This window comes from Streptomyces scopuliridis (assembly GCF_042790125.1).
GTDB classification, from domain to species: Bacteria; Actinomycetota; Actinomycetes; order Streptomycetales; family Streptomycetaceae; genus Streptomyces; species Streptomyces scopuliridis_A.
Window position 1 is genome coordinate 77,449 of sequence record NZ_JBHTZS010000021.1, and the last position, 21,206, is coordinate 98,654.

The window sequence follows — 21,206 nt, forward strand, 5'->3', positions numbered from 1 at the left end:
GCGGCGGTTCAGCAGGCACCTCCCGCCGGCCCCGGCCGTCCCGTTGCCCGCACGCGGTCAGGCGGTCATCAGGCGCCGCAGGTCCGTCACGTACTTGCGGATGAGGGTGGGTGACAGGCGCGGCACATCCCGATCCGGTCCGATGCCGGCCTCCTGGACGGCCTCCCGGAAGCGGACCGACGGGACGTCCGAACCGGGCACGGCCTCTCCCGGTTCCTGGAGGCCCCGCAGCAAGGGAAGGACGGAGTACTGGCGCTGTGCCCCGGGCAGGTTGCGCAGGGCTGCTTCGATGCGGACGAGCCAGTCACCGTAGTCCGCGATCCGCTCGATACCGTGGCCGTCCTCGATGAGCCACTCCACGAACGTGTCGAGTGAGATGCCGTCATCGTGCGGGTTCACCAGGCTGAAGGTCCGGTACCCGGAGGTGCTCCGTCCCAGCGTGACGACCGATGCCGTGGTGAAGTCGACGGGCAGGCCGTCGTAGTGGGCCCGCGGCCCCTGGTCGCCGTCGGTCCGGTAGAAGGAGTTCGGGGCCACGCCCGTCGCGAGGAGACTGAACAGCAGCCGGCTGAACATGTCGTGCACGTTCAGCTGCCCGGTGTACCGGCTGTGCGCGAGGATCATGTTGGAGCGGAACACCGTCACCGGCAGGTCGCACAGGTCGTGCGCCTCCCGCAGCAGCACCTCCCCCGCCCACTTGCTCGTCGTGTACCCGCCGGCGTACCCGTCGTCGACAGGCTGGACCGGCAGCGCGGCGCGCACGTCGGTGTCCTCGTCGAGAGGCTGTCCCCTCCGGGATCTGGACACGGCCACGCTGGAGATGTACGTGAACGGCTTGAGCCGTTGGGTGAGGGACAGCCGGATGAGTTCCGCGGTTCCGAGGACGTTGGCGTCGAACAGGTGGCGGTAGGGCAGCACATGGTTCACCAGGGCGCCCGCGTGGACGATCAGGTCCACCTCACCGCTCAGCCGTTCCCACGTCGCCTCGTCCAGGCCCAGCCTTGGCTCGGCGATGTCTCCGGCCAGCACTTCCAGGTGCTCTGCGGCCAACTCCTCGAATGTGCACGTCAGTTCGGAGTCGTCGCTGCCGAAGGCATCCGCCAGTCGCCGTCTGGCGGCGTCCGGGTCCTTGCCGCGGACCACGACGATCAGCTTGCCGTCGGCCGGGGCCAGCCGATCGAGCCACTCAAGGGTGAGGAAGCGCCCCAGGTATCCGCTCGCGCCGGTCAGCAGAACGCGGCGCGGCTCCCCCGCGGGGCGCGGGAGGTGGCGGGCGGCGTCGAGAGTCGCCGCATCGATGAACCGGCCCAGGACGAGGTCCTTGGCGTGCGTCTCGGTGGCGTCCTCGCCGTGCACCGACGCGAAGGTGGGGCGCGTCGCGGTGGCCGTGCGCTTGGACTCGACGTAGGCGGCCAGCCGCCGCAGGTCGTGCGCGGGGCTGATGATGACGTCGACGGGTACCCGGACACCGAAGGTGTCGTGCAACAGGTTCGACAGTGACACCGCGGACAGCGAGTCGCCGCCGAGGTCCCGGAAGTGCGCGGTGGGACTCACCTCCGTCATCGAGCCCGCCAGCAGCGCCCGCGCGGCCAGCTGGACCGTTTCCAGCACCGGCCGGTCGCCGCCTGTGCGGCGCAGATCGAGCAACTCCTGGGTCTCGTGGGCCGATATCCCGGCGTACAGTTGCTCCAGTCGCTCGCCGTAGCGCTCCACGAGCTTGGGCCACAACAACTTTCGCTGGTCCGACAGCAGGCCGTTGGCCTGGCTGAACGGCTCGGCCTCAAGCAGCAGTCCCCTGGGGATCTCGTACGCGTTCAGACCTGTGTCCTTCGCGATCCGCCGGAGCGATTCGCTCAGCAGTTGTTCGAGACGTTCCCGGTCGTCCCCGTACCGCCGCAGGGCATCCGGGGTGGGCACGACGACAGCGAGCAGGTAAGAGCGCTCGCTGTTGCCGTAAAGGAAGATCTGCCGCACCAACGGGCAGGCGGCGAAGATCGATTCCAGCCGGGAGATCGCCACGAACTCGCCCTGGGACAGCTTCAGGACACTCTTGCGGCGGTCCACGACGGCGATACGGCGTGGACCGAGCTCCGCGACGATGTCGCCGGTCCTGTAGTAGCCGTCCTCGTCGAAAAGATCCGCCGTCAGCTCGGGCTGGTTGTAGTAGCCGGGGATGCCGTCGGCCTTCAGCAGGAGCTCGCCGCGCGGGTGTGGGAGGTCGGTGCGGAAGTAGCCGAGCTCGGGCACGTCGGCCAGCTTGTAGTCGATCACCGGTGGGCACAGCAACTCGCCGTCGACAGCGATGCCCGCGACCTCCGTGGAGCCGTACATGATGTGCAGGGGAACGCCGAGGACGGCCCCGGTGAACTCGGTCAGTGTGGCGGACAGCGGCGCGGAACCGCAGCTGGCCCTGCTCACGCGCCCTCCGAGAACCTCCTCGCGGAGCTGCTTGCGTACCTCGGTCGCGGCCCGCTCCGGGTCGGTGCCCGCAGAGGTCCGCCGGTCCAGTTCGCTCTGGTGGAGCTGGTGGAGCATCTCGCACACGCGCGGCACGAGGTACAGCTCGGTGGGCCGTACGAGGGCGATGTCCTCGAAGAGTGTCGACAGGTCGCTGCCCGCGGTGAAGTAGCTGGTGCCGCCGCGCGCCAGTGCGTTCGTCAGCAGGAAGTGGCCCGCGAAATGGCTCAGCGGCGTGTAGTTGATGGTGACTACGTCCGTGCCGGTCCGCTTCGCCCGGTCCTCCCACATCACCCTGGCCAGCCGCTCGGTGTACATCGCGCCCTTCGGCGTTCCCGTACTCCCCGAGGTGTAGACGAGCATCGCGAGGGGATCCTCGTCGTCGCCGGGAATGTACAGCGGCGCCTCGGGCAGGTCCGCGCCGCGGTCGAGAACCGCCGACAGGGCCACGACCTCCACGTCCCGTCCAGCCTCGGCCAGGCGGTCGCGGGCGGCGGCGAATCGCTCCGCCCGGTCCTCGGCGCGCGGATGGCAGTCGAACACGAGCAGCCGCTGGACTGAGGGCGTGCGCAATGACAGTTCGGTCGCGGCGTCCAGTCGCTCGATGCTCGCGGCGACGAGGAGCGGCTCGGTCTCCGCCATGATGGACATCAGATCCTCGTTCGGTGCGCTGATCTGCAACGGAACGTTGACGACGCCCAGATAGCCGCACGCCAGGTCCAGTGTCGCGTAGTCCCGGCTCGTGAAGCCGAGGAGGGCCACACGGTCGCCCGCGGCGAGAGGGCGCCGCGGGTGGTGGTGCCATTCGCTCGCCACTGCGCGGATACGGCTCCACAGCTGCCTGTAGGTGGTCATTTCGTAGCGCGGCAGCAGTCGGGCCGAGACGCGCCCGGTCCCGGCGTCCCGTACGAACTCCTTCGCACGCTCACCGACGGCGGGCCGGTCCCCATAGCGCTCAAAGGCATGTGCCATTACTTGCGCGAGTCGCACTGTGATCTCCGCGTCGCATAGTTGGCGGACTCCTCGCGGGGGTTCGTATAAAGCGTCCCCTCGGACCAGATGTAGCGAGTGCCGCCCCAACCGGCCGCTGACTCGACGTCGGGAAAGAAACCCCGTCCTTCAAGGTTCGCGCTCGTGTTGCACAACACGGGAACTCCGCTGATCTCCGCGTAGGCGGTGAGGATACGAGCGGTGTCGGTGTCCTGAGTGGACGCGATGGTCTGGAGCCGGGCGGTGCCGTCCAGGTGAACGACCGCCGGGACGCGTTCGGCCCAACTGGGCCGCATGCGGTGCTCGAAGATCATATAGGGGTCGGGCGTGCCGGGGGCGAAGACCTCCGGCGCGCGCTCCTCCAGGCAGATGGGCGCGACGGGCCGGTACGGGGCGCGGTTCTTGATGTCGTTGAGCCGGTCCTTCATACGGGTGTCGGTCGCGGGCGCCAGGATGCTCCGGTTGCCCAGAGCGCGCGGGCCCAGCTCCGCCCGGCCGGAAAGGACGACCACCGGTTCGCCCTCGGTGTGCAGGAGCGCGGCCAGCTGCCGTTCGTCGCAGGGCTGTGCCCGCCACCCGTCGGGAAGTGTGCCCGTGGTGATCCGCGGTCCGCTGTAGACATCCCACTCCAGCGCCGTCCGGCCGCGCCGGAACATCTCGCAGGCCGCTGTACCGATCGCCGCCCCCGCGTCGTTGGGGAAGGGCGGGACGAAGACCTCCTGGAAGACCCCGCCGGCCCGAATCGCGGTGTTCCACTTGATGTTGAGCGCGCAGCCGCCGCCGAGCACCAGGTTGTGGCCGCCGTCCGGGAAGCGGCTCCGTACCGCCGAGGTGAGCCGCGCGAGCAGGTGGTGGCCGATATAGGCCTGATAGGTGGCGATGAGGTCCGCGTTGGACAGGCCCGGCATCAGCTCGTCCCTGTTCGCGGCGACCTTGTCGCCCAGCACGCCCACCTTGTCGACGGGAAGGTCGCGGAACTCGGCCATGAGGTCGTCGAAGACGGCGAAGGCACCGGTCTCGACCCGGCCTTTGGCCGCGTACGCCATGGCCTTCCCCGCGACGGACAGGTGCTGGCGGATGTACGTGTCCGACGTGATGTCGTCGGTGTTGAGCACGTACGGCTCGAACCGCGAGCAGAAGGCCGCGAAGCTGCCCCCGAAAGCGGGCAGCAGAGACTCGACGAAGATCACCTCACGGGTCGCGGCCCGCACCCGGTAGAGGCGCGGCGTGATGAGGCCGTCCCAGACCAGGACGAACGCGTCTTCGCCCCTGGCGGCGAACGGGCTTGAGCAGTACGTGCCGATGAGGTGGTTGGCGACGTGGGTATAGCCGGCGTAGTTGTCGAAACCATGGCCGCTGAAGGTGTGGCGTTGCAGCGGCCCGTCGTCGCCAGGGCTCTCAAGGTACGGCGCGACCCGCAACTGTACCGGCAGGCCGCCGGCGTTCACCTTGACGGCGTGCTCGCCCGCGGCGTCTTTCGTGTACCAGCCGTCGACCACGAACTGGTCGATGTCGGCGGGTGACAGACCCTCCGCGGCGAGGATCTCGGTCACACGTTCCAGGTCTCCGAGGGAGCTGTAGCGTTCGCCGTTGTTCAGCTTCTCGATCTCGTAGCTGAAGAGAAGGCGACCGTCTTCGATGACGGCGACCCCGCCGTCGTGCGATGCCTTGATCCCGCATATGAGCATGTGGTCAGCCACACCTTTCTGGCCGCATAGCAGCCTGGAATGTCGTATTGACCGCTACCACTGGCGGCTGTTCAGCCGTACCGGCAGTGAGTCCAGCCCGCGAATGATCGTGCTGGTACGCCACCGCAGTTCCTCAGGGTCGACGGCGAGCCTCATGGCGGGGAACGCGTCGAGCAGGGCGCCGAACGCCGCCCGCACCTCCACCCTGGCCAGCGGCGCCCCGAGGCAGTGGTGGATGCCATGTCCGAAGGCCAGATGGCCGCCGTCAGTGGGCCTGCGGACGTCCAGCGAATGCGGATCGGCGTAGCGCTGTGGATCACGATTGGCGGAGGCGATCGCCAGCAGCACGAAGTCGCCGGCCGGGATCTCGACGTCACCGATGGTCAGGGGCTCCGTCGCACACCGGAAGGAGGCGTGCTTCAGCGGGCTCTCCAGCCTCAGGAATTCCTCGACCGCGCCGGGGAGAAGGGAACGGTCCTCGCGCAGCGCCTCCCACTGGTCCAGGTTCCGCATCAGGTGGAGCGTGCCGTTGCCCAGGGCGTTGAGGGTGGTCTCGAAACCGGCGATGAACAGCAGGTAGGCCGTCGAGACCAGTTCGAGCCCGGTCAGCTGGTTGTCGACGTCGTGTGCCGAGACCAAGGCGGCGAGCACGTCGTCGGTCGGCACGCGGCGTTTGCGCTCGATGAGTTCGCCGAGGTACGCGACCACCTCGGTCGTGGCGGCGGCGGCCGCTTCGGGGGAGTCGCCGGAGACGAGCGCCTTGGACCAGGACTTGAAGTTCTCCTGCTCCTCGATCGGCACACCCAGCAGCAGACAGATCACCCGGATCGGCAGCGGAAACGCGAAGGCGTCCAGCAAGTCCACCGTGTCGTCGTCCGAGAGGGCATCGATCAGCCCGCCGGTGATCTGCTCGATCTCCGGCCGGAGCAGTTCGATGGCGCGACTGGTGAAGGCCTTGCTCACGAGCTTGCGCATCCGGGTGTGGTCCGGCGGGTCGGCGTTCAGCATGTGGCTGGCGATGACCGGTGAGAAACCGGCGCGTCTGTTGCTGTCCGGCTCGTTCTGCGCGAACAGCCTGTCCATCCTGTTCAGATCGGTGCTCAACCGGGGATCCGCCAGTGCGGAGCGCACCGGCTCGTATCCGATGACGAGCCAGACCGGCAGTCCGCCGCACACGGGGACTCCGGGAGGCATCTTCACCCGGTGCACGGAGCCTTCGGCGCTGAGCTTCGCGTACACCGAGTAAGGGTCCTGCACGAACGCGTCGTCGAGTTCCAGAGGGGTGGAGTCCTGATCCATGGGCGCATCCTCGATTATGTTGTTGGGTTCACGCGCCGGACGAGGCGGGAGAATTGCTGTGACATGCGCGCCAGGCCGCGGCATTCACCGCCGCGTCCGGCGCCACGGCGCCGGTCGCCCCTGGGTTGAACATCTCGGCGACCAGGAAGGCCAGGTCAAGCGCCTGGTCTCCGTTGAGGCGCGGGTCGCACGCCGACTCGTACCTGCGGTGCAGGTCGTCGAAACCGAGTTCGGCGCCGCCGCCGACGCACTCGGTCACGTCCTCGCCGGTCAGCTCCACGTGCAGTCCGCCGACGTGGGTGCCGAGCGCCGCGTGCACCTCGAAGAAGCCGGCGACCTCGGCGAGGATGTCGTCGAACCGCCTGGTCTTGTGCCCGCTGGGCGCCTCGAAGGTGTTGCCGTGCATCGGATCGCACACCCACACCACCGGCGCGCCGGAAGCCGTGACCTTCTGCACGAGCTCCGGCAGCAGGTACCGCACGCGGTGCGCCCCCATGCGCACGATGAACGTGAGCCGGCCCGGCCGCCGGTCGGGGTCGAGGCGGTCGATCAGGGCCAGTGCCTGCTCGGGCGTGGCGGCAGGGCCCAGCTTCACCGCGATCGGGTTGTCGATGGTCGCGAAGTAGGCGACGTGGGCGCCGTCGAGCTGTCTGGTGCGGTCGCCGATCCACAGCATGTGGCCGCTGCTCGCACAGCTTCGGCCGGAACGCGGGTTGTAGCGGGTCAGCGCGGCCTCGTAGTCGAGCAGCAGTCCCTCGTGGCTGGCGAACAACTCCGTGGTGCGCGACGGATCGCCGCCGCCGCACGCGTTTTCGCACGACAGTGCCCGGCCGATTCGGCCGGCGAGTGCGTCGTAGCGTTCACCGGCAGGCGAGCGTGAGACGAAGTCCTGGTTCTCCTTGTGCAGTTGGAGTAGATCGGTGCCGCCGCGGGCGCATGCGCGCATGACGTCCAGGGTGTGGCGCGAAGCGTCGTACATCCGAAGCAGCCGGGCCGGGTCCGGCCGGCGTTCGGCCTGGCTGAAGCCGATGCCGTTCACCGCGTCGCCCCGGTAGACCGGGAGCGTGCGCCCGTCGACGGTCTCGGTCGGCCGGGACCGGGGCTTCGCGTACTGCCCGGCCATCCGGCCCACCGTGACCACCGGCACCGCCGACGCGTACGTCAGGATCACGGCCATCTGCCGCAGGAGGCGCAGTTTGCTGTGAATCGCCTGTTCCGAGAGGCGGTCGAAACGTTCGGCGCAGTCGCCACCCTGGAGCAGGAACGCCTTGCCCTCCGCCGCCTGGGCGAGTCGTGCGGTGAGCGTGTCGCACTCCTGTGGCGTGACCAACGGGAGCAGGGCCGCCAGGTGATCCGCCACGTCGCCGAGCTCAGCCAGGCTGGGCCACTCCGGCCGCTGGTGGGCGACGAGTGTCCGCCAGTGCGCGGCGGCTTCGCCGGTGAGGGTCAACGTGGTCTCCGTCCGCTTCTCATGGCTCGACGGTGCGGGGCCGTCAGCGCTGGACCATCTCGACGAGGTCGTGGCTGATGCCCAGGTCGTCGAGGAGCAGCTGCAACGGTCCGGTGTCCCGCGCGGGCACGGGACGGGACGCGGCCCACTCGCTCAGCTGACCGGTGTCGATCTCGAAGCCGCCCTGGGCCGCCACGGTCACCCAGGGGTCCAGGTCCGGGGAGCGGAACGCTGTCAGCCCGGTGACGAGTGCTTCGCGGAACGTCCGCTGCTGCGCGCCGTCCAGGTTCCGGTAGAGCGAGCCGCACAACTCGCGGAACACCACCGCGTGTCCGCTCTCGTCCCGCCGGTGCAGATCGGTGGTGATCCGGTTCATCGGCTGGATCTCCTGGGCGGTGGCGAGTGCGGAGAGGAACCCGCTGATCGTCGTCTCGGCGGCCAGGGAGAACGCGATGTCGACGATGTCGCGGTCGAACCCGGACAGCCCGGCGCGGACCGCGTCCAGTCCCTGGACGACCGACCAGACGCCCGGCGCGAACCGCATGTCCGCCAGGTCGCGCCGCCTGCGGGTGACGCCGACGGCGTTGTGGCACATCAGGATGTGGTAGTGCTCATCGATGATCGTCTGGTGCAGCGCGTCGACGGCGACGTCGTCGCGGCGGACGGGGATCCGTTCCTGGAGCATCAGCCGGCAGGCCGGCAGGATGATCTCGTCCTCGATGGCCGCGGTCTTGGCGTTGTAGGCGATCCACGCCGCGGACAGGATGTGCCCGCGAGCGTCCCGGTCGAGCCGGTCGGCGCCCGGCAGGCCCAGCACCGGGACGAGGTGTTCGGGGAAGTCCGGCAGCGCCGCGTCGAAGTGACCGTCGAGGTCGAGCTCGTCCTTCTTGACGGCCACCCGCTTCCCCCAGCGGAGCGTCAACCGCACCAGCAAGTCACGCTCGAACTCGGGCACTTCACGTGCCGAGGTCATCGGGAAACCTCCTTCATGGGTGCACCACAGGAATCAGGGAGGCGCCGACCGGAACGGCGAGCGCGGCCAGGCGCGACTGCCAGCGCTCGGCCACTGCGGCGTCCGTGTCCTGGAACCGGCCCAGCCCCTCGGTGACCGGCCGGATGCCGTGCAGGGCGTTCAGCGTCCAGACGGGCAGGCCGGCGAGATCCGGCGCGGTGGCCTGCTCGGTGACGACCTGGTGCCCTGCCGTACGGGCGAGCGCGCCGAGCAGGGCGCGGGTGATCCCGGGGAGCAGGCCGGGGCCGGGGGGTGGCCCGCACAGCGTGTCGCCCCGCCACCAGACGATGCTCGTGGACGCCCCTTCGACCACGTGCCCTTCCGTCGAGACCAGCAGCGCCTCGTCAGCTCCCGCCGTAGCCGCGGCAGCGCGCAGGGAAGCCAGATGGTCCAGGTCGGTGCCCTTGACGGCCGGCAGTCGACGACGGTCGGGTCCTGCCACGGTCCACAACCGGACGGTCGCGGTGCGCGGTGGCGCGGGGCGCAGCCACATCCGCAGCCGCGTTCCCGACCCGGTCTCCACGAGTTCGACGCGAGGAAACCATCGGCCTCGCGCGGGCAACGACTCGGCGACCGCCCGCAGGAACCGGTTCGTCTGTTCCGCTCCCGGTCCGGAGAGCCGGTCGCAGGCCGAACCGAAGCGTTCGGCGTGCCGGTCGAGTCCCCGCACCCGCCCTTCGTCCACGAGCCAGGAGTCGATGGCCAGCACCGTCCCGGCGGCGTCGGCCGTCGACCATCCGCCATCGGCGTCCCACCACCGGCGGACGCCCTGGGCGGTCGCTGTGCTCATCGCTGTGTTCATCGTTGGGAGCCGCCCACGTCCGACACCGCCGGCGCACGCCAGGCGCGGAGCGACGCTGCCGCCTTGAGCAGCATCTCCTCGTACTCTTCCCATGGGTCGGAGTCGAGCACGATCGCCCCGCCGGCGCCGATGGTCAACCGGTCACCGACGCGGACCGCGGTACGGATCACGATGTTCAGGTCCGTGCCGCCGGAGAGGCCGAAGTAGCCGAGGGCGCCGGAGTAGACACCCCGGGCCTCCGTCTCCAAGCGGTCGATGATCTCCATGGTGCGCAGCTTCGGCGCCCCGGTCATCGACCCGCCCGGGAAGCACTGCCGGGCGCAGTCCATCGCGCTGACCCCGGCATTGAGCCGTCCACGAACAGTGGAGACCAGTTGGTGCACGGTCTCGTAGCTCTCGACGGCCAGGTACGGGTCGACCTCGATGCTGCCCACCTCGCACACCCGGCCCAGGTCGTTGCGCAACAGGTCGACGATCATCAGGTTCTCGGCCTGAGTCTTGGCGCTCGAGGCGAGGGTGGCCGCCAGTTCGGCGTCGCGCGCCGGGTCGGCGGAGCGAGGGGCTGTGCCCTTGATCGGCTTGCTGGTGACCGTGCGGTCTCGCTCGATGCGCAGGAACCGCTCCGGCGAGGAGCTGAAGACCGTGATGTCGCCGAGGCGCAGGAGCGCGGCGTACGGTGCCGGGTTCGCCCGGCGCAGCCTGAGGTAGAAGGACGTGTCGTCGTCGTGGAACGGCATGTGCAACGTGTTGGTCAGGCAGATCTCGTAGCTCTCGCCCCGGTTCAGCTGCCGTTGGCACTCCGTGATGTCCGCCAGGTACTGGCTCCGGCCGCGGCCGAGGTACTTCTCGGTGTTCGGGGGCGGGCCGGCGGCAGGTTCGCGCGGCGGCTCGGCGTCGGCCGGGTTCGGGCCCGTCAGGAGCGCGGACGTCCGTTCCACCCACTCCTGCGCGTCGCGCCGGGTCTTCTCGTCGTGAACGGCCACCAGGTAGGTCAGTCCCTCCTGGTGGTCGATCGCGATGACGCGATCGGCGAACATCCAGATGGCGTCTGGCGTTTCGGCGGTGTGGCGGGCCGTGGCCCCGCATTCGGCCTTGAGTTCGTAGCCGAAGTAGCCGACGTAGCCGCCGGTCAGGTCGAAGGGCAGGTCCGAGTCGGGGATGCGCCGTTCGCGCAGCCGCTGATCGAGGACGTCGAACACGCTGCCGGTGACGCGGCGGACGCCGTTCGCATCGCGCACTTCCACTGATCCGCTGCCGGTGCGGTAGGTCAGGACCTCGCTGAGCGGACCTGACGTGTCGCCGAGGAACGAGAACCGGGACAGGCCTTCCTCCACCCGGCTGCTGTCCAGCCAGAAGCAGTACGGGATGTTGTCGAAGAGCTTGAGGAAAATGGCCTCGGAATCGGCGGCGGTCGACACGACCGTGCTGATGATTCCCAGTCCCTCGACCGCGCCTGGCGTCTCCTCGGACAGTGCGGTGACGGTGTCGATGTCGGTGACGGACGGCCGTTGTCCGTGCCGCGTCCGGCGGGTCAGTTCGGCGAAGTTCCGCAGGATCTCACGCCCGTACTGGGAAGCGATCGACTCGGGGTGGAACTGCACGCCCCACTGCGGCAGATCGCGGTGACGCAGCGCCATGAGCACACCGTCGTCGGCCCACGCGGTGGCGACGAATTCCTCGGGCAGAGGCTCCCGCACGCACAGCGAGTGGTAGCGAACCGCGACGAACTCACCTGGAATCCCGGCGAACAGCGGATCTCCCTCGTGGGAGACCTTGGCGAGGTGCCCGTGTTTCGGTTCGGGCGCGGCGGCCACCGACGCTCCGGCCAGGTGCGCGATCAGCTGATGGCCGAAGCAGACGCCCAGCACGGGCAGCGTGGCGCGGCGCAGCAGATCGCCGAGGAGGCCGACGTCACGCGGGTTCTGCGGCCGTCCGGGGCCGGGTGAGATCACGATGTTGTCGAAGTTCTCCAGCCGCAGGGTGGACAACATCGGATCGTCGTTGACCATGACGACGGGCTCCTGGCCGTTGATGTCGGCGATCAACTGGTACAGGTTGAAGGTGTACGAGTCGTAGTTGTCCAGCAGCAAGGTACGCATCATGGACCGTCCAAGATTTTCCAGAGCGCCTGGACGTCGCCCGGTTCCAAGGTGATCCCGAAGATCTCCCCGGGAGCGGAGAGCATCTCGTCCACATCGAGTTCCCGGAAGGTCGCGGGCTTCGCGGGACGTATTTCCGTGAGAGTGCTGCCGACGAGGAGGTGCCTCACTTCGGGCTGTGTGCGCTGGAGGACGATCCGGTGGTTGAACGGCGAGCGCGGATGCGTGAGGCAGAAGTGGTGGAGGAGTTCGAAGTCCGACGGATAGCGCACGTCCGTGGTGAAGCCGTAGAGCTCCGCCGGTCCCTCCGGCCGCAGGAACCGCAGCACGTGTTCACCGGTCGGCTCCCGCACGAGATCGAACGGCCAGTCGCCGTCCAGCCGCGCGTTCTCCGCGAGCCGAATCGGCTCGTGCAGCCCGTAGCCCCCGAAACTCACGTCGTGGAGCCAGCGTTCGCCGTCGAGCTCCACGCACAGGGCCACGTGCAGGGCCGGCCCGAACTTGCTCCCGGTGCGGATCCGCGTCCGGCCGGCGAACGCCGAGAACGTGAACCCGATGCGGTCCAGCACGGCCGCCATCAGCACGACCTGTTCCAGGCACCAGCCGCCGCGGCCCTGCCGCACGATCTTCTCCTGGACGCTCTCCAGGTCCAGCGGCACCGCCGTGCGCCCGAGCACCGCGTCGAGGTTGTCGAAGGCGATCGCGTCGACGTGGGCGGCGTGCAGGCCCCGCAGGGTGGAGAGGTCCGGAGCCACGGCGCCCTGGTAGCCCACGCGGGTCAGGTAGGCGTCCAGGTCGACGCCACTCCCCCGCCACATCGAATCTGTCACACGTGACTCATCCTTCATGTGAACTGCCCGGCGACCACGGCCGCGAGAACGATCCAGCCGAAGTAGGTGTTGGCGACAAAGGCGTCCCAGCACGATTTCGGATCATCCAGGTCCACACGTACGAGCAGAGAGGACAGAAAGACTCCCGCGACCACGACGATCAGGTAGAACGCCCACCCCATCGGCGTCCGGGAACCGGCCCACAGCACGCCGCCGACGCTGAGCACGACGAAAATCGCCAGCCACGCCTTCGTGGCTCTGCCGAAGAGCAGGGCGGAAGACTTCACACCGATGTTCCGGTCGTACTCCTTGTCCTGATGGGAATAGATCGCGTCGTGAATCAGGGTCCAGAAGGCCCCGCCGGCGTACAGGCCGTACACCGCGGGCGGGTAGTCGACGCTCCCGGTCACCGCCGTCCAGCCGATCAGCACGTAGACGCTCATCACCAGGGCCAGGAACGCCGAGGGCCAGAAGAAGACGCGCTTCATGTAGGGGTACGCGACGATCAACGGGTACGAGGCACCGGCGACCAGGGCCGTCTCCACGTTCGCCACCGCCAGGACCAGCAGTGCGACCACGGCCTGTGCGGCGGCGAACAGGAGCGCGTTCCCGACGCTGATCGTCCCCGACGCGACAGGACGCGACACGGTGCGGGCGACCCGGGCGTCGACGTCCTTGTCGACCACATCGTTGACCGCGCAGGCCGCGCCGCGCACCAGCACCGCGGCGACAGCGACCACCACCACCGTCAGCGGGTCCGGTCGTTGCCCGGGGGCGAGGGCGAGGGCCCACAGCCCCGGAAGCAGGTAGAGCACGTACCCTGTGGGCCTGTCCAGTCGCATCAACAGGAGATACGCGCGGATCGAATCCGGGCTCTTCGTGACGACGCCCGTAGATATCTTGTACAGCATCAGGATCCAATCACCATGTCACCGGAAGTTGGATCAACCCGCCGATCAGCGTGTGGTGGCGCAGCCTCAGCTCCTCCACACCGACCGCCAGACGCATGGTCGGGAATCGCGCGACGAGTTGGGTGAGCACCACCTGCAGCTGCATCCGGGCCAGCAGCGCGCCGACGCAGTAGTGCGCACCGTGCCCGAACATGAGGCTGCCCGTGGTGTCGCGCGTGACATCGACCCGGCCGGGGTCGGCGAAGGCCGTCTCGTCGTGGTTGGCCGCGATGATGTTCAGCAGGACGAAGTCGCCGGTTCGGATGGTGACCCCGTCGATCTCGAAGTCCGTCAGCGCATAACGGGGCATGCCGCCGTTGTGCGGGTTCGGCATCGACATCCGCAGGGTTTCCTCGACCGCGCCGGGGATGAGACTCGGGTCGTGCAGCAACGCCTGCCACTGGTCGGGGTTGGCCAACAACAGCGACACACAGGTGCCGATCCGGGCCACCGTGGTCTCGTAACCACCGAACAGCAACAACGCCGTCAGCCCGATGACCTCGTTGTCGTTGATCCCCTCGGTCGCGCAGATCCTGGAGATCGCGTCATCGCCCGGACTTCGCCGTTTGTCAGCGACAAGTTGCCTGCAATAGGCGAACAACTCGCCCATCCCCTGCTTGGATCTGACCGGGTCCCCGACGTTGGCGGCGTCCTGGGTCCAGCCGCCGAACCGGTCTTTGTCCTCCTGGGGCACTCCCAGCCACTCGCACATCACCTGAATCGGCAGCGACAGCGCCAACGCCTGGCGCAGGTCCACCGGCGGCTTCTGCCCGGCCAGTCCGTCCAGGAGTTGCCCGGTCAGTTTCTCGACGGATGGCCGCAGCGCCAGCATCCGCTCGGGTGAGAAGTGCGGCTCCAGCAGCGCACGCAACCGGGCGTGGTCGGTGGCGAAGCCGCCCAGCAGGCCGGCGAGAAGCGCCGACCCGCTGTCCTTCGCCGCGGCCTCCGGATCGGGATGGGAGCGGCCGAGCCGGTCGTCGTCGAGCAACTGCCGCACCCAGGCATGACCGGTGACCAGCCACGCCTCGTCGCCCTCGGCGGTACGAACCCAATGGACCGCGCCCTGGGATTGGAGCGTGCGCAGCTCTGGCGCGAGTCGCAGCACATTCGTCTGCTCGAAAGGCAATTGAGCTGGGGTACTCACTGACGGCCTCCGCCGGAATCGAGGTTCGGACCACCTTGTCGGGGCAGAAAGTCGCCCAGCGGCGGGTTGATCGGGTCCTGGGTCCTGGTCACGTCGTGGGCCTGCTGCGATGGACGATGCGGTCGAACAACGCGGTCAGTTCGGTGGACGCGGCCGGGGACAGCGCGGCTCGTCCGAGATACTCCAGGGCCGAGTCCAGATGTTTGCGGGACAGCTGCTCGGCCGTGTGCCGGCCGCCGGATTCCTCGACGAGGTCGGCCATCTCCCGCAGGTGCGCTGCCGTGGTGCCGTCGGCGCGCCACAGCAGGCGCAGTCGTTCGCCGGCCGGGCTGTCGGCGGATAAGACCGCCAGCACCGGAAAACTCGGGTTGCGCCGCAGGATGTCGCTCCGGACGGGCTTGCCGGTCACGGCGGGGTCGCCCCAGATGTCCTCGACGTCGTTGGAGATCTGGAAAGCGAGGCCCAGATGCCTGCCCGCGCCGCGCAGGGCAGCCAGGACGTGCTCCGGTCCGCCCGCCCGCAGTGCGGGCGTCACCAGTGCGCACTCCAGCAGCGCGGATGTCTTCTCCTCCACGATGCGGTCGTACTCCGCGATGCCGGTGCCCGGACCCAGCCGGACGGTGAGCTCGCGAGCCTGGCCCGCGAGAACCAGACTGAGGGCTTCGGTGAACACACTGGAGATCTCCGCACGGCCGGGGCCGGGATCGTCGACGACCATCCGCAGCCCAAGAGCCTGCAACGCGTCCCCGGCCAGGATGGCCAGACTGGCGCCGAACACCTTCCACGCGGCCGGACGGCCGCGGCGCAGTTCGTCCGCGTCGATGATGTCGTCGTGGATCAGGGTCGAGTTGTGCAGCAACTCCAGTGCTGCCGCCTGGCACCGCACGTCCTCCGGCCGCAGGCCGACTCCATCAGCCGCCGCCATCATGAGGGCGGCGCGGGTCAGCTTGCCGCGCGCCGCACCGCTGGGGTCACCGTGTTCGTCGATGAAGCCGAGGTGGTAAGAGCAGATCCGGGCCAGAGTCGGCTCCAGTGCGGAAACCCGCTGCCGCATAACGGACAATACCGTGGACTGCACCATCCTCGGCGGGAGGAAGGCTTGGAGCCCGGTCGACGAGGTGTCGAGTGCGCTCATCGAGATTCTCCTCCGGTCGCACGCCTTCCCAATTCCTGGTCAGAACTATGCGCATGGGGTTCGCGAATTGCACCACTGAAAATCACTGCGCGGGATATGTTGCGTAAATGTCTTCTCAGCCCTTGCCTCACCTCGCCGTGCGGTGAAACCTCGGCGAACCGACGATGACGAAGGCACTGGAATGTGCGTGACCGTTCTGATGACCGTTCTGACCGCCATCCTGAACGACCCTCTCCTGTCGTGTCAACGACACGGTGTGAGCCTCTTCGACTTTAGGAAAAACCCCAAAGAAGACGAAGTAGGGCCTGGATTGGACTGTTCTGCGGAATGGTAGCTGCGGGGCGGCATCAACGCCGTTTTTGAGTCCGTCCATTAAGCCGGCACCCAACGACAGAGCAAGTACCAAGACCGCTCAATGGTCCACTGGAAGGCTTGAGAGGCAGAACGGCTATGTCAGTTGATTCTGGGCAATCGCACGCAAGCGGAACGTTCGACCCGTACGGCGCACATCGCGACGACCCGTATTCATTTCTGGCCGACATCGGCGCGACGGAGCCGGTGTTCTACGCCCCCCTGCTCGACGCGTGGTGCGTCACCCGGCGCGAGGACATGGTCGCCGTGCTACGAGACGACCGCAACTTCACGGCGCGCGACCACAACCCCCGCTCCACGGTCGCGTTGCCCGACGACGTGAGCCGGATGCTCCGCACATGGCGTGGTGCCGGTGCTCTGGCCGTCGGCTCACTCGACCCTCCCGAGCACGCCAGGATCAGGGAAGTGCTCAACGTCGGGTTCACGCCGGCCAGCCTCCGAGCGTTCGAACCCACGATCCGTGCGATCGCCACCGACCTCGTCGAACGGGCCGCGGTCACGGCGGAGTTCGACTTCATCACGGAGTTCGCCGTGCCGTACGCCCTTGAGGTGATCTGCCGGCGCCTCGGGATCCCGGACGAGTACCTCGACCGCTGCCGCACCTGGTCCGAGCAACGCATCGAGCTCATGATGTTGCAGCGCGACACCGATCCTGACCGGCTGCGTGAATACGCCCGCGGGCTGGTGGACTTCGGAGCGTTCGCCCGATCACTCGTACAGGAGCGACTCGCCTCGCCGCAGGACGACCTGATCAGTGAACTGCTCCACGACGGCAAGGCAGGCAACACGCTCACCGCCGACGAGGCCGCTGTCCAGATTCCCACGCTGATCTTCGCGGGACACATGACCTGCGCCGAGGCACTTGGCACGATCCTCTTCCAGCAGCTTCGGTCACCCGGCGGCTGGGCCGAGGTGGTCGACGGGACGATCGCCCCACGGGACCTTGTCGAGGAGGGGTTGCGGTTCGACAGTCCACTGGCGGGCATGTACCGGACCGCGCTCCATGACGTAGTGGTCGGCGACGTCCACCTGGCCGCGGGGAGCCGACTGCTTCTGCTGTACGGAGCGGCCGGCCGGGACAGTCGCTCCCGGACATGTCCGGCCGGGTTCAGTCCAGGCAGTGGGTCTGCCACGCATCTCGCGTTCGGGCACGGCATCCATTTCTGCCTCGGAGCCGGATTCGCCCGCCTGGAGCTGGAGATCGCGATACAGGCCATCGCCACCAGGATGCCGGATCTGGCTATGGCACCAGGGCCGCCGCCGCGTCACCGGCCAGTGTTTCCGCTCCGGGCGCTGACCGAGTTGCGGGTGCGGCAGCGGGGACGGACAGCGGGGCGGTCGTCGGGAGACCTGGACGACACGTTGACCCCTGCGGAACTCACGTGACTCACGTGTCCGACGGCATTGAGGGTGAGGACCCCGGGTTCCGCGGATCAGGATGCCGGCTCGCCTCGGCATTTCGTGGCGGCCCGTCAGTTCAACTGGCGGGCCGCCGCACCCAGGGCCTGTCCGGCGTCATCACTCGCGGACCGCGGTCAGGAAGAGGTAGCCGCTCTCCGGGGTGACCGCGGACAACCGCATGAAGTCGATGAGCGAGGTGGCCTGTTCCTCGCCGACCAGATCGGCCAGCTTGTCGCGGACGGTCTCCACGGCGTCGGCCATGACCGCGAGGGTACGGGAGACGTTGTCGCTGATGTCACGGATCTCCACGTCGACGAAACCGTTGGCCGCCAACGCCGTCCGGTATTCGTCCACAGTGCCCAAGGAGCGCACCGCGTAGTTCTCGCAGATGTGGTCCAGGACCACGCGTCCCTCAGGGCTGACCGGGCCGCGCTCGATGACGTCGGCGATGGCGAGGCGGCCGCCGGGGCGCAGGACGCGGGCGGTTTCGGAGAGCACCTGGCCGCGGTCGGGCATGTGCCACATCGATTCAAACGCCCAGGCCGCGTCGAACGAGCCGTCGGGGAAGGGCATGTCCATCGCGTCCGTGAACTGGAACGTGGCCCGGTCGGCGAGCCCAGCCGCGGCCGCGAGTTCCTTGGCCCGCGCCACCTGGACGTGGCTGACGGAGATGCCCAACACCTCGACGTCACAAGCGCGGACGAGCCGCAGCGCGGGGTGGCCGATGCCGCAGCCGATGTCCAGGACCCGCTGGCCGGCCCGCGCGGCGATGCCCGAGATCATCATGTCGGTCAGACGGTCGGTGGCTTCCTCGACGCTGCTGTCGTCGGCGTCGTTCTCCCAGTAACCGTAGTGTTTGTTGGGGCCCCACGCGGAACCGTAGATCTGACCGATCCCGTCGTACATGCCGGCTACGTCGCTGGGAGCGGGAAACTGATCGAGCGTCATGAGAAAATCCGTATCTGTGAAAGTGAACGTGGCGGGAAGTCGGCGGCCGCGTCGAGTCGAAAGGCGGGCGGAAACCGGCTGCGCTCGGCTGGGCAACCCCGGCCGAGCGCCTGGGTGATCCACTGACGACCACGTGCGTCATTTTCCGGTATCCTGCGCCATTTCGCTCACTTGAGCTCGAAGCGCAAGAATCCCAGCCGCAAGCCCCCTGCTCGCCATTCAGCGCCAAGCGCCTGGTTCGCCAGCAGAGATATCCTCAGCTGCCTGCGGTCAACTGCTGAAAGGGTGCTGTCACTGTCCAGTACCGCCTTCGTCCAGGCGGCACTCTCATCCCAGAACGGCGAGGTCTCCGACGTGGCGTCGACGTCATCGACCAATTCAAAACCGGCGGACTCCGCGGCTTCCGCGTAGTCGAGCACCGTAGCCGGTTTTGTGTAGAAGTATTCGGCCCACACATCGGCCCCGTGCGGGCGGGTGGTGAATACTTCCTCGACGCACACACTCGCGCCCGGACGAAGCACGCGCGCCAGACGCTCGAACCACACCGGACGGTCGAAGTATCCGCTGCTCTCGACTGCCACCGCCGCGTCGTACGGGCCGCCGTCCAAGGGGAGACGCATCGCATCACTGACCAGTGTCCGGACCCTCCCGCCCAGACCGCACTCCTGTGCGAACCCGTCGACTATCGGCGCGTGTTCCGGCGCATTGGTGACCGCCGTGACGTCGGCGCCGTATTCCTGTGCCCAGAAGAGCGAGCCCCCGCCGAGACCGCAGCCGACGTCCAGGATTCTCCCCGCCAGCCGGTGTTCAGCGCCCCAGATCTTGGCCGCGTACCGGAGCAGACCCTCTTGATGAAGCCGTATGCTGCGGCGAATATCATCCGGCGTCACATCGTCCGCGTACAGCGGCGTTTCGGAGGAAGTGTAGTAACCCACATGATAGTGAACCCTGGGTCCAGGCCCGTATTTACGAACAAGCCTGGCCGTTTTGTCGTCGTAGTACTGGCCAACTGTTCTCACCTCATCCTGAAACTCCAGCACTGTTTGAGGTGAGCTTGAGATTTCATCCAGATTCGACACAGTCACTCCTCCAGAGCTCGGATGCCGACGACGTCGGCTATCGCCGGACCGGATTCCATGTTCATCTGCCGCGCCGGCACCTCCCACATACGGGAGTCACCCGGAACCAAGGCAGGAAATACAGAGCCGCCCTCATGATCCGGAATCCTGAGTCGCCCTGAAATTGGGTGGCCGCTATTGGATTCCAGCCTGGAGGAAAACCCTGATCGTGTCAACGACGCGGCGTGAGCATCTTCGACTTTAGGAAAAACCCCAAAGAAGACGGCGTAAGGCCTGGATTGGACCACCCTGCGGAATGATGGCTGCTGGACGGCACCAAGGCCGTATTCGAGTCCGGCTATTAAGCCGACACCCAACGGCGGACAAGACTTCCTGAGAAGGACTCGGTTTCTGCCGACCGGCGCGGATGCCCTGTTCGGCGACGCAGGCCAGGCGCTCCGACGCGGACGTCATGGCACGGAACGGAGTGGGAATGAGTGACAGTAAGCAGGTCCTGCTGGCCGAGCCGCGGAGTTTGTGTGCCGGTGTACGCCGAGCGATCGCCATCATCGACCTCGCGCTGGAACAGCACGGCGCGCCGGTCTACGTCCGCAAGGAGATCGTGCACAACCACTACGTGGTGCGCGAGTTCCAGCGCCGGGGTGTCCGGTTCGTCGACTCCGAGCAGGAGGTGCCGGAGGGCGCGGTGTGTGTCTTCTCCGCGCACGGTGTCTCCCCGCAGGTACGGCGGAACGCGGACGCACGCGGGCTGGACGTCCTCGACGCGACCTGCCCCCTGGTGGCCAAGGTGCACCAGGAGGCCCGCCGGTTCGCCCGCGACGGGCGGACGTTGCTGCTGGTCGGGCACGCGGACCACGAGGAGGTCGAGGGCACCTACGGGCACGCCCCCGACCAGACGGTCATCGTCGAGACGGTTGCCGACGCGGAGGCACTGGACCTTTCCCCCGACGCGCCGGTCGCCTACCTCACCCAGACCACGCTCTCGGTGGACGAGACCAGGGACATCATCGCCGTGCTCCAGCGCAGGTTCACCGACCTGCGCGGGCCCGCCACCGACGACATCTGTTACGCCAGCCAGAACCGCCAGGACGGCATCAGGGCCATCGTGGACCGGTGCGACCTGGTGCTGGTGGTCGGTTCGACCAACTCCAGCAACTCGATCCGGATGGTCGAGGTGGCGCGCAGGCTCGGCGGCAGGGCCGAACTGGTGCCGGACGTGACCCACTTCGACCCCACGTGGCTGGCCGGCGTGAGCACGGTCGGCGTGAGCGCCGGGGCGAGCGCGCCGGAGATCCTCGTCGACCAGTTGCTCGACCGGCTCGCCGAACTGGGTTACGCGGACACGTCCGTGGAACGGGTGGCGACCGAGGACATCGTGTTCTCCCCGCCCACGCGGCTGACCGGAGTGGCGGACGTGCCGTGACCGATCGAGACCGGGCGGCCCCTGTCGCTGATGGCGCCGGCAAGAACTCTGCCGGCGAGAGCGCGCCGTCGGTGAGCCGCGTCGGCCCTCGTTCCGACGTGTCCGACCAGTCGCGGCCACCACATGC

At 68.1% G+C, this 21,206-nt stretch carries 15 protein-coding genes; 2 read left to right on the forward strand and 13 right to left on the reverse strand.

The annotated features are described in order from the left end of the window. Positions 1-57 precede the first annotated feature (57 nt). From car to ACFRKB_RS27315, 11 genes are all read right to left on the reverse strand, one after another. Positions 58-3,429 carry a carboxylic acid reductase gene (gene car / locus ACFRKB_RS27265; protein ID WP_383109112.1) on the reverse strand — a complete coding sequence of 1,124 codons (3,372 nt, stop codon included), beginning with the start codon at positions 3,427-3,429 and terminating at the stop codon, positions 58-60. Then, positions 3,429-5,135, reverse strand: coding sequence for a carbamoyltransferase N-terminal domain-containing protein (locus ACFRKB_RS27270; protein WP_383109114.1), 1,707 nt, complete (start codon positions 5,133-5,135; stop codon positions 3,429-3,431). The genes car and ACFRKB_RS27270 overlap by 1 nt, the downstream gene beginning before the upstream one ends. Positions 5,136-5,189: 54 nt before the next feature. Continuing rightward, positions 5,190-6,434 (reverse strand): cytochrome P450 family protein, encoded by a 1,245-nt coding sequence (locus ACFRKB_RS27275; RefSeq protein ID WP_383109115.1) that lies wholly within the window; start codon positions 6,432-6,434, stop codon positions 5,190-5,192. 28 nt (positions 6,435-6,462) lie between these two features. After that, positions 6,463-7,884, reverse strand: a complete 1,422-nt coding sequence (locus tag ACFRKB_RS27280) for a class II 3-deoxy-7-phosphoheptulonate synthase (protein ID WP_383109116.1) — start codon at positions 7,882-7,884, stop codon at positions 6,463-6,465. A 43-nt stretch (positions 7,885-7,927) separates the two neighbouring features. Beyond that, positions 7,928-8,857 carry an AurF N-oxygenase family protein gene (locus ACFRKB_RS27285; RefSeq protein WP_383109118.1) on the reverse strand — a complete coding sequence of 310 codons (930 nt, stop codon included), beginning with the start codon at positions 8,855-8,857 and terminating at the stop codon, positions 7,928-7,930. 13 nt (positions 8,858-8,870) lie between these two features. Further along, entirely contained in the window at positions 8,871-9,686 is an 816-nt protein-coding gene (locus ACFRKB_RS27290) for an aminotransferase class IV (RefSeq protein ID WP_383109119.1), read from the reverse strand. A gap of 8 nt (positions 9,687-9,694) precedes the next feature. Beyond that, entirely contained in the window at positions 9,695-11,797 is a 2,103-nt protein-coding gene (gene pabB, locus ACFRKB_RS27295) for an aminodeoxychorismate synthase component I (RefSeq protein ID WP_383109170.1), read from the reverse strand. Then, positions 11,797-12,627 (reverse strand): arylamine N-acetyltransferase family protein, encoded by an 831-nt coding sequence (locus ACFRKB_RS27300; RefSeq protein ID WP_383109120.1) that lies wholly within the window; start codon positions 12,625-12,627, stop codon positions 11,797-11,799. Before ACFRKB_RS27300 ends, pabB begins: the two co-directional genes overlap by 1 nt. Positions 12,628-12,641: 14 nt before the next feature. Further along, on the reverse strand, positions 12,642-13,538 hold the full coding sequence (locus tag ACFRKB_RS27305; protein ID WP_383109122.1) for a UbiA family prenyltransferase: 897 nt from the start codon (positions 13,536-13,538) through the stop codon (positions 12,642-12,644). Positions 13,539-13,548: 10 nt separating this feature from the next. Then, positions 13,549-14,721 carry a cytochrome P450 gene (locus tag ACFRKB_RS27310; RefSeq protein WP_383109123.1) on the reverse strand — a complete coding sequence of 391 codons (1,173 nt, stop codon included), beginning with the start codon at positions 14,719-14,721 and terminating at the stop codon, positions 13,549-13,551. 88 nt (positions 14,722-14,809) lie between these two features. Beyond that, complete coding sequence (locus tag ACFRKB_RS27315) at positions 14,810-15,856, reverse strand: polyprenyl synthetase family protein (RefSeq protein ID WP_383109124.1); 1,047 nt, start codon at positions 15,854-15,856, stop codon at positions 14,810-14,812. A gap of 450 nt (positions 15,857-16,306) precedes the next feature. On the opposite strand from ACFRKB_RS27315, the gene ACFRKB_RS27320 reads away from it, so the two are divergent. Next, positions 16,307-17,614: a cytochrome P450 gene (locus tag ACFRKB_RS27320; protein ID WP_383109126.1), complete on the forward strand. Its 1,308-nt coding sequence runs from the start codon at positions 16,307-16,309 to the stop codon at positions 17,612-17,614. Positions 17,615-17,746: 132 nt separating this feature from the next. Here the strand turns inward: ACFRKB_RS27320 and ACFRKB_RS27325 are convergent, their stop codons facing one another. Together ACFRKB_RS27325 and ACFRKB_RS27330 are read right to left on the reverse strand one after the other, a co-directional pair. Further along, the gene (locus ACFRKB_RS27325) at positions 17,747-18,577 is read right to left on the reverse strand and encodes a methyltransferase domain-containing protein (protein ID WP_383109127.1); all 831 of its coding nucleotides are present in this window, start codon (positions 18,575-18,577) and stop codon (positions 17,747-17,749) included. A 167-nt stretch (positions 18,578-18,744) separates the two neighbouring features. Then, positions 18,745-19,656 (reverse strand): SAM-dependent methyltransferase, encoded by a 912-nt coding sequence (locus tag ACFRKB_RS27330; protein ID WP_383109128.1) that lies wholly within the window; start codon positions 19,654-19,656, stop codon positions 18,745-18,747. 472 nt (positions 19,657-20,128) lie between these two features. On the opposite strand from ACFRKB_RS27330, the gene ispH reads away from it, so the two are divergent. After that, positions 20,129-21,079 carry a 4-hydroxy-3-methylbut-2-enyl diphosphate reductase gene (gene ispH / locus ACFRKB_RS27335; RefSeq protein ID WP_383109130.1) on the forward strand — a complete coding sequence of 317 codons (951 nt, stop codon included), beginning with the start codon at positions 20,129-20,131 and terminating at the stop codon, positions 21,077-21,079. Positions 21,080-21,206 lie beyond the last annotated feature (127 nt).